This window comes from Effusibacillus pohliae DSM 22757, from assembly GCF_000376225.1.
GTDB lineage: Bacteria > Bacillota > Bacilli > Tumebacillales > Effusibacillaceae > Effusibacillus > Effusibacillus pohliae.
On record NZ_AQXL01000114.1, the window covers coordinates 39676 to 54023 of the forward strand.

At 54.6% G+C, this 14348-nt stretch carries 16 protein-coding genes; 13 read left to right on the top strand and 3 right to left on the bottom strand.

The annotated features are described in order from the left end of the window. The first annotated feature begins 14 nt into the window (after positions 1-14). The 8 genes from mnmG to C230_RS0107510 all read left to right on the top strand — a co-directional run bounded on the left by mnmG (position 15) and on the right by C230_RS0107510 (position 8181). A complete protein-coding gene (gene mnmG, locus C230_RS0107475) occupies positions 15-1904 on the top strand; it encodes a tRNA uridine-5-carboxymethylaminomethyl(34) synthesis enzyme MnmG (RefSeq protein WP_018131409.1) in 1890 nt (629 codons plus the stop codon). Continuing rightward, positions 1901-2629 carry a 16S rRNA (guanine(527)-N(7))-methyltransferase RsmG gene (rsmG, locus tag C230_RS0107480; protein ID WP_018131410.1) on the top strand — a complete coding sequence of 243 codons (729 nt, stop codon included), beginning with the start codon at positions 1901-1903 and terminating at the stop codon, positions 2627-2629. Before mnmG ends, rsmG begins: the two co-directional genes overlap by 4 nt. A 150-nt stretch (positions 2630-2779) precedes the next feature. Then, on the top strand, positions 2780-3598 hold the full coding sequence (noc, locus tag C230_RS0107485) for a nucleoid occlusion protein (protein ID WP_018131411.1): 819 nt from the start codon (positions 2780-2782) through the stop codon (positions 3596-3598). A gap of 197 nt (positions 3599-3795) precedes the next feature. Next, entirely contained in the window at positions 3796-4554 is a 759-nt protein-coding gene (locus tag C230_RS0107490) for a ParA family protein (RefSeq protein ID WP_018131412.1), read from the top strand. Further along, on the top strand, positions 4551-5387 hold the full coding sequence (locus C230_RS0107495; protein ID WP_018131413.1) for a ParB/RepB/Spo0J family partition protein: 837 nt from the start codon (positions 4551-4553) through the stop codon (positions 5385-5387). Before C230_RS0107490 ends, C230_RS0107495 begins: the two co-directional genes overlap by 4 nt. A 359-nt stretch (positions 5388-5746) precedes the next feature. After that, entirely contained in the window at positions 5747-6883 is a 1137-nt protein-coding gene (locus tag C230_RS0107500; RefSeq protein WP_018131414.1) for an aminotransferase class V-fold PLP-dependent enzyme, read from the top strand. Between the two features lie 13 nt (positions 6884-6896). Further along, positions 6897-7583, top strand: coding sequence for a DUF554 domain-containing protein (locus tag C230_RS0107505; protein ID WP_018131415.1), 687 nt, complete (start codon positions 6897-6899; stop codon positions 7581-7583). A 91-nt stretch (positions 7584-7674) separates the two neighbouring features. After that, positions 7675-8181 (top strand): DUF4446 family protein, encoded by a 507-nt coding sequence (locus C230_RS0107510; protein ID WP_018131416.1) that lies wholly within the window; start codon positions 7675-7677, stop codon positions 8179-8181. 409 nt (positions 8182-8590) lie between these two features. On the opposite strand, the gene C230_RS0107515 is transcribed toward C230_RS0107510, so the two are convergent. Together C230_RS0107515 and yyaC are read right to left on the bottom strand one after the other, a co-directional pair. Next, positions 8591-8839 carry a YkuS family protein gene (locus tag C230_RS0107515; protein ID WP_018131417.1) on the bottom strand — a complete coding sequence of 83 codons (249 nt, stop codon included), beginning with the start codon at positions 8837-8839 and terminating at the stop codon, positions 8591-8593. 2 nt (positions 8840-8841) lie between these two features. Next, on the bottom strand, positions 8842-9453 hold the full coding sequence (gene yyaC, locus C230_RS0107520) for a spore protease YyaC (protein ID WP_018131418.1): 612 nt from the start codon (positions 9451-9453) through the stop codon (positions 8842-8844). Between the two features lie 139 nt (positions 9454-9592). On the opposite strand from yyaC, the gene C230_RS0107525 reads away from it, so the two are divergent. The 5 genes from C230_RS0107525 (at position 9593) to C230_RS0107545 (ending at position 13616) form a co-directional block, all read left to right on the top strand. Further along, on the top strand, positions 9593-10126 hold the full coding sequence (locus C230_RS0107525) for a CvpA family protein (protein ID WP_018131419.1): 534 nt from the start codon (positions 9593-9595) through the stop codon (positions 10124-10126). An 18-nt stretch (positions 10127-10144) separates the two neighbouring features. Next, positions 10145-11038, top strand: a complete 894-nt coding sequence (locus C230_RS0107530; RefSeq protein ID WP_018131420.1) for a mechanosensitive ion channel family protein — start codon at positions 10145-10147, stop codon at positions 11036-11038. Positions 11039-11106: 68 nt separating this feature from the next. After that, on the top strand, positions 11107-11319 hold the full coding sequence (locus C230_RS0107535) for a DUF951 domain-containing protein (protein WP_018131421.1): 213 nt from the start codon (positions 11107-11109) through the stop codon (positions 11317-11319). Continuing rightward, the gene (locus C230_RS0107540; protein ID WP_018131422.1) at positions 11316-13316 is read left to right on the top strand and encodes a molybdopterin-containing oxidoreductase family protein; all 2001 of its coding nucleotides are present in this window, start codon (positions 11316-11318) and stop codon (positions 13314-13316) included. The genes C230_RS0107535 and C230_RS0107540 overlap by 4 nt, the downstream gene beginning before the upstream one ends. Positions 13317-13382: 66 nt before the next feature. Next, on the top strand, positions 13383-13616 hold the full coding sequence (locus tag C230_RS0107545; protein WP_018131423.1) for a DUF3892 domain-containing protein: 234 nt from the start codon (positions 13383-13385) through the stop codon (positions 13614-13616). Here C230_RS0107545 and C230_RS21300 read toward each other — a convergent pair. Further along, positions 13613-14050, bottom strand: coding sequence for a hypothetical protein (locus C230_RS21300; RefSeq protein WP_018131424.1), 438 nt, complete (start codon positions 14048-14050; stop codon positions 13613-13615). The two genes, C230_RS0107545 and C230_RS21300, sit on opposite strands and share 4 nt — an antisense overlap. Between the last annotated feature and the right edge of the window lie 298 nt (positions 14051-14348).

The following is a 14348-nucleotide window of genomic DNA, read 5'->3' on the forward strand; positions in this document are numbered from 1 at the left end:
AGGGAGGTGCGATGATGCGTTATTTTGCTGGGGAATACCAAGTGATTGTAATCGGAGCGGGCCACGCCGGTTGCGAAGCGGCTCTGGCGGCGGCGAGGCTCGGTTGCAAGACGCTGCTGTTGAACATCAATTTGGACACGGTCGCCTATATGCCCTGCAATCCGGCGATCGGCGGGCCGGCGAAAGGCAACGTGGTGCGCGAGATCGATGCGCTGGGCGGGGAAATGGCGGCCAATATCGATAAAACGTACATTCAGATGCGCCTGTTAAACACCGGAAAAGGGCCGGCTGTGCACGCGCTGCGGGCACAGGCTGACAAGGCATTGTACAGCCTGACGATGAAACATACGATCGAAAATACCCCGAATCTGACGCTCCGCCAAGGAATGGTGGAAGAGCTGCTGGTCGAAGGAGACCGGATTAAAGGGGTTGTAACGAAAACGGGAGCGGAATACCACGGGCAGGCGGTCGTCCTGACAACCGGCACTTACTTGCGCGGCCGCGTGATCATCGGCGACGTTTCGTACCAAAGCGGTCCGAACGGGCAGATGCCTGCCATGAAGCTGACCGACTCGCTGCTCGACCTCGGGTTTCAACTGACTCGCTTCAAGACCGGCACACCTCCGCGGGTGAATCGGCACACGATCAATTTCGACAAGTGCATCGTCCAGCCGGGGGATTCGGAACCGTTGCATTTCTCGTTTTCCGACGATGTGAAGCCGCGGGAGCAGGTGCCTTGCTGGCTGACGTACACGAATGAAACCACCCATTCGATCATTCTGGAAAATCTGCATAGGGCGCCGATGTATTCGGGTGAAATCGAGGGCACCGGCCCGCGTTATTGCCCGTCGATCGAAGATAAGGTGGTCCGCTTTGCCGACCGACCGGCCCATCAGATTTTCCTGGAGCCGGAAGGGAAAGATACGGCCGAATGGTATGTGCAAGGCTTGTCCACTTCGCTGCCGGAGGATGTGCAATTCCAGATTTTGCGAACGATTCCCGGCCTGGAACAGGTAGAGATGATGCGGCCTGGCTATGCGATCGAGTATGATGCGATTTTGCCGACCCAACTGAAACTGACGCTGGAAACGAAAGAGATCAAAGGGTTGTATACGGCGGGACAAATCAACGGAACGTCCGGCTATGAAGAAGCGGCCGGGCAGGGCATCATCGCGGGAATCAACGCCGCCCTGTCGGTTCTCGATCGGGAGCCGGTGATTTTGGGCCGGTCTGACGCCTACATCGGTGTGATGATCGATGATCTGGTCACCAAAGGCACGAATGAACCGTACCGCCTGCTGACGTCCCGCGCCGAGTACCGGCTGATTTTGCGGAACGACAATGCGGACCTGCGGTTGATGGACATCGGCTACCGGATCGGCCTGGTGCCACTGCAGCGCTATGAACGACTGCTGCGCAAGAAAGAGGGCATCGAGCGGGAAATGACGCGGCTGCAATCGATCCGATTCAAGGCGGACGAGATCAATCCGTTCCTGCAATCGAAAGGGACCAAACCGCTGGAAAAAGACCAGGCGGTGACGTTGGATCAACTGCTGAAGCGGCCGGAGATCGACTACAAAGCGATCGAGGAACTGGCACCCTCACCGGAACCGGTGCATCCGGAAGTGGCGGAACAGGTGGAGATCCAGATCAAATACGCCGGGTATATCAACAAGCAAACCCAGCAGATCGAACGGCAGAAAAAATTGGAGCAGCGGCTGATTCCGGAAGATATCGATTATCATGCGATTCACGGGCTGTCTTCGGAAGCGAAGGAGAAACTGTCGAACATCCGCCCGCGGTCGATCGGCCAGGCCTCGCGCATCTCGGGTGTCACGCCGGCTGACATTTCGATTTTGCTGGTCTGGCTGGAAGGAAAAATCAAAAGGAGTGCCGGCGCATGACGAGCTCTTTACAGCAGCGGTTCGCAGTGAAAATCGGACAGCAGACGGGGATTGAAGTGGGTGAGGAGATCCTCGCCCGTTTTGCTCGTTATTATGAAATGCTGGTCGATTGGAATGAACGGATGAACCTGACGGCGATCACGGATGAAGCGGGCGTCTATTGGAAGCATTTTTACGACTCGCTGACACTCCTGACGGTTCCGCAGTTTGATCGGTCTGCCAATTTGCTGGATGTGGGGGCGGGGGCCGGTTTTCCGTCGGTGCCGGTGGCGATTGTTTCCCCCGAGCTGCGGGTGAAGGTGCTTGATTCGCTGCAAAAGCGCATCACCTTTTTGAGCGAATTGGGGAGGGAGTTGCAGTTGGCCGATTTTTCGGCGGTGCATGGACGGGCGGAGGATTTCGGCCGCAAGCCCGAGTGGCGCGATACATTCGATCAGGTGACCGCAAGGGCGGTCGCCCGGTTACCTGTGTTGCTTGAATTGTGCTTGCCGTTCGTCAAAGTGGGCGGCTATTTTTTCGTGATGAAGGGGCCGGACGGAGAAGCGGAGGCGAAGGAATCAGCGAAAGCGCTGCAAGTGTTGGGCGGCGAGCTGGTGGATGTGCGAACATTCGATTTGGAAGAAGTGGAAGGCACCCGGATGATCCTGGTGGTGAAAAAAATCAAGGCAACGCCTGCTGCGTACCCCCGGAAAGCGGGAACCCCCGCCAAAAAACCGATCCTCTAGCACCCAAAGGGCACAAGTCACGCTTTGGCACTAAAGTGCCAAGTCGTGCTACACAAAGAAGGAACTTTTGGCAGCCGTCTCGAATAAATAGTCGTGCATACCGAATGTGCCGGTATTCTTTTCGGGAATTGAGGCAGGTGGGGGAGAAGAATGAGAGACCAGTTGTCCAGATTGTTTGGCGGATCCGACCGGGAAGCGTCCGGGACGGAAGAAGTGATACAGATACCGGTCGATTCGATTCAGCCAAACCGGTTTCAGCCGCGAACGGTGTTTGACGATGAACGGATCAACGAACTGAGCCAGACGATCAAGACGCATGGGATTATCCAGCCGATCGTGGTCAGAAAATACGGCGCCGTCTATGAGTTGATCGCGGGAGAGCGGCGCTGGCGGGCGGCAAAAAAATTGGGTTTGTCCAGTATCCCGGCGATCGTTCGCGAGTTTACCGATACGCAGGCAGCCTCCGTTGCGCTGATCGAAAATTTGCAGCGGGAAGGACTGACGGCGATTGAAGAGGCGGTTGCCTACCAGCAATTAATCGAACTGCACGGGCTGACACAGGAAAGTCTGGCGCAAAGGCTCGGCAAAGCGCAATCGACGATCGCCAACAAACTGCGACTGCTGAATTTGCCGCAGCAAGTGCAGGATGCGTTGTTGAAACGCGAGATCACCGAACGGCATGCGCGAGCGATGCTTTCCTTGCCGACGCCGGAACTGCAACTGCAAGTGCTGGCGGAAGTGATCGAAAAGCAGTGGAACGTGAAACAAACGGAAACGCGGGTCGAACAGCTGCTGGAAAAACCGAAACCGAAACCGCGGAAAGTTTCATTTTCCAGAGATGTCCGCTTGGCTGTTAACACGATTCGTCAATCGCTCGATATGATCCATAAAACGGGACTGACAGTGGAAACGTTGGAGGAAGACCACCCGGAGTACTACCAGTTTGTGATTCGAGTCCCGAAAACGTAAATCGGCCATCTGTTTTCCAATCAGGCGACCATCCGCCTGATTTTTTGTTTGCTTTTGACACCGGACGTTCTGCCTATTGTTCCGGGTACTTCTGGCAATGTGCCTTTTATTTTGCCCCTCTATCTTGTAAAATATAGGTTGTCAGATTCATAGGCAGGAATCGCATCTTAGAACTCTATAATAACGAGGTGAAACTCTTGGCGAGGATTATCGCAGTCGCAAATCAAAAGGGCGGAGTCGGTAAGACCACGACGGCCGTAAACCTCGGTGCCTGCCTGGCGACACTGGGTAAACGAGCGCTTTTGGTAGATATTGACCCGCAGGGAAACACGACGAGCGGGGTTGGAATCAATAAAGCGGACGTTAATTGTTGCATTTATGACGTTTTGATCAACGAGGTGGATGTACTCGACGCCATTTTGCCAACCGAGGTGGAAGGACTTCATATCATACCGGCCACCATTCAACTGGCGGGTGCCGAAATCGAACTGGTGCCGACCATTTCCCGTGAGGTAAGGCTTCGGAAAGCGTTGCAGCCTCTCAAGAATAAGTACGATTACATCATTATCGACTGTCCTCCTTCACTTGGCCTTCTGACGGTCAACGCCTTGACCGCTTCCGACTCGGTATTGATTCCCATCCAATGTGAATATTACGCCTTGGAAGGGTTAAGTCAGTTGCTGAACACGATCCGGTTGGTGCAGAAACATTTGAATACCAAGCTGGAAATCGAGGGTGTTGTGTTGACCATGTTGGATGCCCGCACCAATCTGGGAATCCAGGTGATTGAGGATGTCAAAAAGTACTTCCGGGAGAAAGTGTATAATACGATCATTCCCCGGAATGTTCGCTTAAGCGAAGCTCCCAGCCATGGACAGCCGATCATTACATATGATCCGAAGTCACGGGGCGCGGAAGTGTATATGGACCTTGCAAAGGAAGTGTCGAACTTATGAGCAAGCGTCTTGGCAAAGGGTTAGAAGCGCTGTTGCCGCAAATTGCAGACGATGATACGGTGTTGACTGCAAAGGTGGAAGATTTGCGCCCCAATCCGTATCAACCGCGTAAAGAGTTCAACCAGGAGAAGTTGCAGGAACTGGCGGAGTCGATCAGGCAGCATGGTGTGATCCAACCGATTATCGTCAGAAAAAGTTTCCGGGGTTACGAGATTGTCGCGGGCGAAAGAAGGTGGCGGGCAGCTCGCTCGGCCGGTCTGGCGGAAGTTCCGATCGTTGTAAAAGAATTTGACGATCGGCAGATGACCGAGATCGCTCTGATCGAGAACCTGCAGCGGGAAGATCTGAATCCGATTGAGATCGCGGAAGCTTATAGCAATCTGATGGAAAAATTTGACCTGACACAGGATGAGTTGGCGAAAAAAGTCGGCCAAAGCAGGTCGCACGTGGCGAACTTCCTGCGTTTGTTACATTTGCCCCAGCAAATCCGCGATTATGTTTCACGTGGAACAATTACAATGGGACATGCCCGGGCGATTCTCGGTCTGGAAGATCAACAACAGCAATTGTTGGTCGTGAAAAAGATCATTGAAGATGAACTGAGTGTGCGGGCGGTGGAACAGTTGGTCAACCGGCTGACACAAAATGTTCCACGTGAAACAAAAAAGAAAAAACAGGCACCTGATCGTATTATTCAACAGTACGAAGAAAAATTCAGATCGTGTCTGGGGACTTCCGTAAAAATCCAGTCTGGCAAGAAGCGGGGAAAAATCGAGATTGAATACTACTCGCTGGAAGATTTGGAACGGATTCTGCAATTGATCAGCGATTGATCAGCAAAAGAACGGATCGGAGAGGCGTCCGCCCTCTCCTTCTTTTTGAACGTTTGGATCCAAAAAGCTTCCTCTGGATTGTGGGGCACTTCGCCAGGAGTGCTTCGAATCCTTTTTATGGCGTCGAAATGAATGCTGAAAAGGATTCACCGCAAGGCCGCGGTATTGTGAAGGATTTCTCGAAAGCCCAGTTATGATGGCCGAATTTGCCTGCAGCGGCGTTGTGATCAGCCAATTTTTTCTGCAATGCCGGTTTTCTGTCTGTCGATGAAGCGAATACACGAATGAGCATACCCTTTTTGCAGAACAAACGAATGTGTGGTCTGGTAGATCAACCGAAAAGAGTGGGGTGGAGACAAATGATCTATCTGGATAACGCGGCTTCCACATGGCCAAAACCACCGGAAGTGGCGGAAGCAATGCTGCAAGTGATGCGGGAGTTTGCCGCCAATCCGGGCCGCAGCGGACACCGTCTGGCGCTGCAGGCGGCCGCAACGATTGAGCAAACGAGAACCCGGCTGGCGAAGCTGTTTCACGTGAAAAATCCGAATGATGTGATCTTCACCCAAAACGCGACCGAATCGATCAATCTGGGGCTAAAGGGATATCTGAAGCCGGGGGATCATGTAGTCACCACCAGCCTGGAACACAATTCTGTCCGAAGACCGCTGGAATTTCTGCGGCAAAATGGGATTGACGTTACATACGTAACGGTATCGGATTCAGACGATTCCCTGCTTCGGGACGTAGAAGAGTCATTTCGCAAAAATACCAAGCTGTTGGTCGTCACACATGCATCCAATCTGACCGGAAGAATTTTACCGATCGAACAACTGGGCTGGATCGCCCGGCGGCACAACGTCAAATTCATGGTGGACGCGTCGCAGACGGCCGGCTTTTGGCCGATTGATGTGGAAGCGATGAATATCGACCTGTTGGCTTTTCCCGGTCATAAGAGTTTGTATGGTCCGCAGGGGACAGGCGGTCTCTACATCCATCCCGAACTCGACTTGGTGCCGCTGTTGCACGGGGGGACCGGAGGTCAATCGGAATTGGCGGAGCAGCCGCCGACTCGCCCCGACCGGTACGAAAGCGGGACTCGCAACACGGTCGGCATCGCCGGTCTTGGTGCCGGCCTCAAATTTATTGAAGAGACAGGCCTGGAAACGATTCGTAAACACGAAGAGCAATTGACCCGCCTGCTGATCGAAGAATTGTCCGCTATTCCAGGGCTTGCGCTCTACGGACCGGATCGGGATCAGCCGCGCTGCCCGGTCGTTTCGTTTTCGATGGAGGGATATGACGCGAATGAGGTCGGGTTTATTTTGGATACGCATTACCAGATCGCAGTGCGGGCGGGACTGCACTGTTCTCCGCTTGCCCATGAAACGGTTGGCACCATCCGGACAGGGCTGGTTCGTGCCAGTCTTGGATATTTCAATACAGAACAGGAAATCGGAGAATTGGTTCGTGCATTAAAAGAGATTGCAGGATGAGAGGAGCAAGGACATGGCACTGTTAGGGACATTGGTGAACGCGGCGGCGATCATCGCCGGTTCGCTGTTGGGTGCAATTTTACAGCGGATCCCGGAAAAAATGAAACAGACGATCATTCAGGGACTGGGGATGGCAGTGTTTGTAATCGGTGCCACCATGGCGTTCAAGGCGGGGGATGACCTCTTTTGGGTGATCGTCTCGCTGGTGATCGGAGCGGTGATCGGCGAATGGATGGACATTGAGGCGAAACTGGATGCGGCGGGCCGCCTCGCCGAGCAAAAATTGGACCGCTTCGGTCAAGGGAAGATTTCGGAAGCGTTCGTGTTCGCCTCCCTGATCTACTGCGTGGGAGCGATGGCGATCGTCGGCGGGCTGGAAAGCGGCCTCAACCAAAATCACTCGGTTCTCTACACAAAATCGCTGCTGGATGGATTCTCGGCCATCATCTTTACTTCCACGATGGGCATCGGCGTCGCGCTGGCTGCCGTGCCGGTGCTTTTGTATCAGGGAATCATTGCGCTGTCGGCCCACTGGTTGCGGGAATTCTTGTCGCAGCCGGTGATCACCGTCATGTCGGCAACGGGCGGCGTTCTGATCATGGGGATTGCGCTGAATGTGTTGGAAATCAAAAAAATGAATGTGGGCAACCTACTGCCAGCCATCTTTGTTGCCGGCATCATCAAGTGGTTGCTGTCCTGAGATAGGACTTACGGCCTGCGAAATCATCAAGCAAAATATGGTAAACTAAACGACAAGAACGCACTTGTTCGGTGGGGAGGAGCAATCCTGCATGTTCGATTTTCAGCAGTGGATCTTGGATCATCCGGAAGCTTTGGTTTTCGTACTGATCGGTTTTTTGGTTATGACGGTTTTGTTTTTTGTGATTCAAACGGTGCGTTTCAACCGGTTGTACAAAAGATATCGGCAATTGATGAGGGGAGTCGACAAGTCCAACCTGGAGGAGGTGATGATCAAGCAGGCGGCCGAATTGCAAAATCTGCGCAATCAGGTTCAGGCGGTGCAGGAGGCGCAGTCGAAAGTCCGCCAGGACATCGCAAACAGCATTGGCCCGATCGGCATCGTACGCTACAATGCATTTGATGATGTGGGCAGCGACCTCAGTTTTTCGGTCGCGTTGTTGAACCGGAACAAAAATGGGGTGGTCATCTCCAGCCTCTATGGCCGGGAGGATACGCGAACCTACGCCAAGCCTGTGAAAAACGGCGACTCCGCCTACAAATTGACGGATGAGGAGAAGGAAGCGATTCAACTGGCGATTCGGAATTTCGAACAGTGAACGGCACCAGCCGGAAAAACAATTGGCAGGGGCCGCACAAAACAACTGCATGGACGGCGGTAGCCACGAAGCAAATTAGCCAGCGGCTGACACAACCTCGGTTCGCCACTCGTTTTTCAAATGAGAGAGTCCCCGTCGATCGGGGACTTTTTTGATCACGGAACGATCAACTCGGCGTTGCGACGCAAACGGATGGGCTAGTGCCGAACACGACGCTTTTGGTGCCCCAGCAAAGTACTTGGAATAAGGCTGCGAAGCGCAGCGTCACTTTGCTGGGCGATGTGGCGGCTTTTGTGTTTGGACCGGCATGTGGGTCCCCAGCGAAGTACTCGGAGTAAGCTGTGAAGGGCAGCGCCACTTCGCTGGGTGATGCGGCGGGCGCTTTTAGCCGAGTTTCCTCTAGTGCTGCTTATTTCAATTGCTGCAGGCGCTTATGAACCTGCTGCGGCGTCAGGCCGTGGGCGTTAATTACAGGGCATCCCTGTGCCACGTTGTGAATCCCCATCAGGTTTTGGTCAGCGCCGGAAATCACGATCGCAGTATACTTGTTTTGCGCCTGGTTCAAGTTGGCCGCATCCAGCGTGTCGACCTGATACCCTTGTTCGGACAGATATTCTTGCACCGGGGTCAGATTGGCTTCGACAGCAATTCGACTCATGCTTACAGCCCTCCTTTTGGAATCGCACGAAGATAGTTTGATTCCAAGCGGACGTCTCTATACGGGGCAACTTTCAGCAGCGGCGCGACCGTTTCCGCCAGCGTTTGGGCAATGCACTCGGCCATTTTCATGACGACCGACAGGCGGGTGTTTTGCAGCACAAAGTATTCCATAAACCCGCCGACATTGACGATTCCGGTGATGTGCACGTCACCGACCTCCGGCAGATTTTTGTTAACACCCGCCCCCGGCTTCAAAGGCCCTTCTCCGATGCAGATCATGCCGACCGAACTGAGCTGTCCCAGGCAAGCGTCCACTGCAATCAGATAAGGATCCGGATAGAGCCGTTTGATGGAAGCCAATGTTTCGGTCAAATTGACGGCGTGCACCGGATGTTCTAATGTGCCGTATACCGGGCATTCTTCATGCATAAAAATCGTCTGCAGCCGACTGCCCACCAACGGACCCAACGCGTCCCCGGTCGAACGATCGGTGCCGATGCAGAGAATGACGATCGGCTGCTCGGGAGCCCGTTTGACGAGCAACCCGGATAAATGGGAACGCAGCACGGAGGCGGCATTCGGAAGGGTATGATCAATTCTGAAATTCGACATAGAATTCCTCCGGTTAGGGTATTACTATCAGTTTATGGAAAACGAAGCGGTTCTATACTCCGATGCTTGTAATAGGTATAAAATGGGACACTACCTTAGGTGGAACAGGGTTGGTTGGCATTTAGGAGGCTGGGGCGGCATGATCGACCTGCTGATTCTCTGTCTGTTGTCGTGGTCGGGCATTTTAGGCTGGCGGCGCGGAGGATTTCGCGCGCTGATCGATAGCGTGAGCGTCGGCGGTGCGAGTGCCGCTGCCATTTTCTTGATTCCGCTGCTGCGGGATCACTTCATCGACGGCGGCGCGTTGGAGTTTCGAAAATGGTTGCGCGAGCATATCCGTTCCGTTCCGACCGGATTCGGGTTGTCCGATCCGGGGCCGGGCGTTGCGCAGAACTTGTACCATTTGCTGATCGTCGGCATTGCGGCGCTTGCGGTGTGGATCGGGATGCAGATGATTTTGCAGGTGTTTCAGACCGTATGGAAAGAACCGGGCGGAACGGTTCTGTCGAGGATTGCGGGAAGCCTGCTGGGGATTGCGATAGGAAGCGTTTTGGCGGCGTATATGGTAAAATGTTTAGGGCTCCTGTCGTGGGTCCAAGGCTGGGAAGCTTTGGATCTGCAGCTGGCGCGTTCCTTTTTTGTCTGGATTGTTATGAACGCAATTGCAAGGTAGCTTGGAGGAGTGGGAGAAATGCATTTGTGGATGCAGTTTCATGAATTGAATCGCAATCTGTTGGACAAACTCAGCGACCCGGGATTCTGGGGGAGCATTGTATACGGATGCTTGAAAATTGGATTGCTGCTGATCGGGGCCAAAATCATCATCAGCGTCGGATCAGCGGCGTTCGCCCGTTTGTTTTCGAACCGAGCCGTTCGCATGGACGCTCGTCGGACACGCACCCTGACGGTATTAAGCACCAACGTGCTCCGCTATGTGGTCTACTTCTTTGTGATCATGACGATTCTCGAACAGCTGGACTTTCCGATCAAATCGCTGTTGGCCGGGGCAGGCATCGTCGGGTTGGCGATCGGTTTCGGCGCCCAGAGTTTGATCCGCGACGTGATCACCGGGTTCTTTATCATCTTGGAGGACCAGTTTGCGGTCGGTGATTTGATTCAAACGGGCAACTACCGCGGCACGGTGGAAGCGATCGGCTTGCGGATCACCACGATTCGGGCGTGGACCGGGGAAGTGCATATCATACCGAACGGGCGGATCACCGATGTGACCAATTTTTCGAAAGCCAACTCGCTGGCGGTGATCGATGTGGGTGTCGCTTACGAGGAGAACCTGGACCGGGTGTTTGAGACGCTGAAAGAGGTGTTGAAGAAGGCGCAGGAAGAAATGCCGTCGATCGTCGGTGAACCGCAGGTACTGGGCGTGCAAAACTTCGGACCGTCGGAGGTTATCATCCGAGTGACGGCCGATTGCAAGCCGACGGAAAACATTCCGGTAGCCCGCGAATTGCGCAGGCGAATCAAGTTGGCGTTTGACGAAAAAGGGATCGAAATCCCCTATCCGAAGCAGGTCATGATTTCGCCGTCGGTCGACGGCAAGGGCAATCCGGTTTCGACTGAAGGGTAATTGCATCACGCCGGCGGAAAAATCGGGTAGCGTGACCCGCCGAGGCGAAGTAGAAAGGAGGATGCAGGGTGGAACGGAAGGAATTCGGGCTGGGCGACGTGGTCCAGATGAAGAAACCGCATCCCTGTGGAGCGAATGAGTGGCAGGTGATTCGCATGGGTGCGGACATTCGCATGAAATGCATCAATTGCCAGCGGAGTGTGATGATCCCGCGCAGCCAGTTTGAGCGGCAGATGCGGAAGGTGCTGCGGAGGGCAGGGGAAGGGGACCTGGAAGCATGACGGTGCGACAAATACGGACGGCTTGTCCCCTCGACTGCTGGGACTGCTGCAGCATGATCGCCTATGTGGAGGACGGGAAAGTCCTGAAAGTGGAAGGCGATCCGGATCATCCGATCACGCGGGGCAGACTGTGCGTAAAAGGAAAACGGCTGGTGGACCGGATGTATCACCCGGAGCGGGTGCTGCATCCCAAGAAGAAAGTGGATGGCTGCTGGGAGGACATTCCGTGGCAGCAGGCGTTTCAAGAAATCGCGGATAAGATGCGGACAGCGAAGGAGAGATACGGACCGACCGCCGTCATGCACACGTTTGACAGCGGTTCCGGCGGCATGTTGAAGGAACTGGAAGTCCGTTTTTTTAACCTGTTCGGCGGCTATACAAAAACGGTCGGGTCGCTTTGCTGGGAAGCCGGTCTGGAAGCCGGCCGCTACGACATGGGCGTCTGTCTCAGCCATGATCCATACGATCATCTGAACAGCAGGGCGATTGTCGTGTGGGGCCGTAATGTGACAGTCACCAATATGCACATGATGCCTTTCATCAAAGCCGCCCGAAAAAATGGGACAAAGCTGGTGATCGTCAATCCGCTGCACACCGATTTGTCGGACAGCGCCGATTGGCAGGTGTATCCGCGGCCGGGGACGGATGGAGCGCTGGCGTTGGCCGTCTGCCGGGTGCTGCTGGATGCAGGTCGGTATGATCGGGAGTTTGTGGAACGGCATTCGGTCGGATTCACCGAATTCGCTTCCTATTTGCGCAAACTGTCGCTGGAAGAACTGTGTGCGGAAGCGGAAGTGTCGATGGCTGACGTGCTCAAGCTGGCCGATCTATATGCGGACCGGCCTGTCGCGACGCTGCTGGGGATCGGTTTGCAGCGCTATGCGAATGGAGGAAACACGATCCGGGCCATTCACGCGCTGGCGGCGATGAGCGGCAATATCGGAATCTCTGGCGGCGGGGTGAATTATGCCAATCGCATCTGGTCGAAGTGGCTGGATTGGGATGCGCTTACTCTGGAAGGGCGCGGCGGGGTGTGGCGCGAATTTTCGAAAGTGGAACAGGCGGAAGCGATCCTGCAAGCGGACCCGCCGGTGGAAATCTTGTTTGTCACCCGATCGAATCCGGTGGCGCAGGTGGGAAACCGCAAGCGGACAATGGAAGCGTACCGGAACGTCGGCTGCGTGGTGCTGATCGATATGTTCATGCATGACACGGCGGATGTAGCCGACTATTTTTTGCCCTGCACCAGTGTGTTTGAAGAAGAAGATATTCTGTACTCCTCCATGTGGCATCCCTACTTGATCTATGTCAACCAGTGTGTGGAACCGCTCGGGCAGGCAAAACGGGACTGGGAGATTTTTGCCGGTCTGGCGGACACATTAGGCTTTGGCGCGGAATTTCGACGACCGCTGCACGAATGGCTGCGCGTCGTGTTGGCACCGCTGGCGGAAGCGGGGGTGACGCTGGAACGGTTGCAGGAGGAGCACTTCGTCGCGGCTCCGAGTGCGAAAATCCCCTGGGCAGACCGCAAGTTTGCCACACCTTCCGGCAAATACGAATTTTACTCCGATACGGCTGTGAGAGAAGGCCGCACTGCGTTGCCCGTGTACCAAAAACCTCGCGAACATCCGCATCGCGACCGGAAACGGGGGGACAAGTATCCCTACCAACTGCTGACCGTTCATCCGCGCCACTCGTTAAACTCGCAGCACTATATCCTGAAGCGTCAGGAACAGCCGATTGTGGAAGTGTCCGAATCGGTCGCCCGCGAGAAGCAGCTGCAAGACGGCGACCGCGTACGCGTGTATAATGACCGTGGCGAATTTGTGGGGCGGATTCGAATCAAGCGAACGATGCATCCGCAAACGGTTGTGATCGAGCAGGGCTGGTGGAACCGGATGGGCGGCAGCGTCAATGACCTGACGTCCAATCAACCGGCTGACCTCGGGATTTCCAGTTCTGTCTATGATTGCGTGTGCAACGTGGAGAAAGTGTAATTCGAGCGCACCGGTTGCATACTAAGCGTTGCATAAGTCAGCCAGCGCGCAGGAGGGGTTTTTCCGATGCTCGGAGAAAAAATCGTTGCCGTCCGCAAAGACGCCAACGGCAACATCACGCAAGTGAAAACGCATACCGGCCGGATTTTGACGATCGAGCAGGCGATGCAACAGGCAGCAGCCGGCGGATTCGATTCGCTGAACGCCATCGACCGGCAGGGAAACTGGTACATGGCCAACTCGGCCGGCGACGGAGAACCGGAACAGGGCTGCAACCTGTCGATTTTGCCTGAATTCTAACGCAGGTCGTAGAGCAACGGGATACTGCAATACTGTTGCAGCGTTGACAGCAGGGGAGGGCGACCGGGATCGAAGCGGATCAGCAAGGGTCGGTTGTCCTCCGTCAGCAGCAGCAACAACGGATCTTTCGCCGGTCTGAAAATGACAAACAGCCGCGAGATCGTCACATTGCCAGCGTGAACCGGCGGGGTGAGAGGCACTTTCAGGATCAGCCCATCGCGGAATTCCAGCTTCGCTTCCGGTGCCAAGCCGGTTACCGATTGCAGCCACAAGCGGGCTTCCTGTTGGATCTCCTCCGTGTTGAGCATGTGTTGCACCACTTTCCCTTTCGTCACATCGAACAGCTCAAGATCATGCATTTCGGCCGCTTGCGCCGTTTGTTGGCCGAACAGAGCAATCAAAAACGCCGCTGACAGCAGGAATTTTTTGAACATCTAAGCCCACCTCCATTCTTACTTTGCCCTAACCGGGCAAAAAGAACCTATCGTTTGAGGCCGAGGTGCCGTGGCGAAGGCGATTGGCAAGCGGCACGAGGCGGGGCGAAGCAAAAAGAACCTGTTTTTTCCAGGAAAGTTTCTGCCGGTCAATTTTTCCGTTTTTCAGATTTCCGAGCTTTTTGCGATGTCCGGGAAGCCAAACGGGACAAGGGCTGAGAAATAAGCGAAAATAATCTTTCCCCCAAAAATCAGCGGAAAACGTACCCTTTCAGACACAAAAATAGGCCGGGTTCCG

What these genes read in the sequence shown, in the direction of transcription:
- rsmG (WP_018131410.1), top strand. Translation starts at nt 1,901, where the DNA reads ATGACGAGCTCTTTACAGCAGCGGTTCGCAGTGAAAATCGGACAGCAG.
- C230_RS0107505 (WP_018131415.1), top strand. Translation starts at nt 6,897, where the DNA reads ATGGCACTGTTAGGGACATTGGTGAACGCGGCGGCGATCATCGCCGGT.
- C230_RS0107545 (WP_018131423.1), top strand. Translation starts at nt 13,383, where the DNA reads ATGCTCGGAGAAAAAATCGTTGCCGTCCGCAAAGACGCCAACGGCAAC.
- C230_RS0107515 (WP_018131417.1), bottom strand. Translation starts at nt 8,839, where the DNA reads ATGAGTCGAATTGCTGTCGAAGCCAATCTGACCCCGGTGCAAGAATAT.
- noc (WP_018131411.1), top strand. Translation starts at nt 2,780, where the DNA reads ATGAGAGACCAGTTGTCCAGATTGTTTGGCGGATCCGACCGGGAAGCG.
- C230_RS0107500 (WP_018131414.1), top strand. Translation starts at nt 5,747, where the DNA reads ATGATCTATCTGGATAACGCGGCTTCCACATGGCCAAAACCACCGGAA.
- yyaC (WP_018131418.1), bottom strand. Translation starts at nt 9,453, where the DNA reads ATGTCGAATTTCAGAATTGATCATACCCTTCCGAATGCCGCCTCCGTG.
- C230_RS0107525 (WP_018131419.1), top strand. Translation starts at nt 9,593, where the DNA reads ATGATCGACCTGCTGATTCTCTGTCTGTTGTCGTGGTCGGGCATTTTA.
- C230_RS21300 (WP_018131424.1), bottom strand. Translation starts at nt 14,050, where the DNA reads ATGTTCAAAAAATTCCTGCTGTCAGCGGCGTTTTTGATTGCTCTGTTC.
- C230_RS0107530 (WP_018131420.1), top strand. Translation starts at nt 10,145, where the DNA reads ATGCATTTGTGGATGCAGTTTCATGAATTGAATCGCAATCTGTTGGAC.
- C230_RS0107540 (WP_018131422.1), top strand. Translation starts at nt 11,316, where the DNA reads ATGACGGTGCGACAAATACGGACGGCTTGTCCCCTCGACTGCTGGGAC.
- C230_RS0107510 (WP_018131416.1), top strand. Translation starts at nt 7,675, where the DNA reads ATGTTCGATTTTCAGCAGTGGATCTTGGATCATCCGGAAGCTTTGGTT.
- mnmG (WP_018131409.1), top strand. Translation starts at nt 15, where the DNA reads ATGCGTTATTTTGCTGGGGAATACCAAGTGATTGTAATCGGAGCGGGC.
- C230_RS0107495 (WP_018131413.1), top strand. Translation starts at nt 4,551, where the DNA reads ATGAGCAAGCGTCTTGGCAAAGGGTTAGAAGCGCTGTTGCCGCAAATT.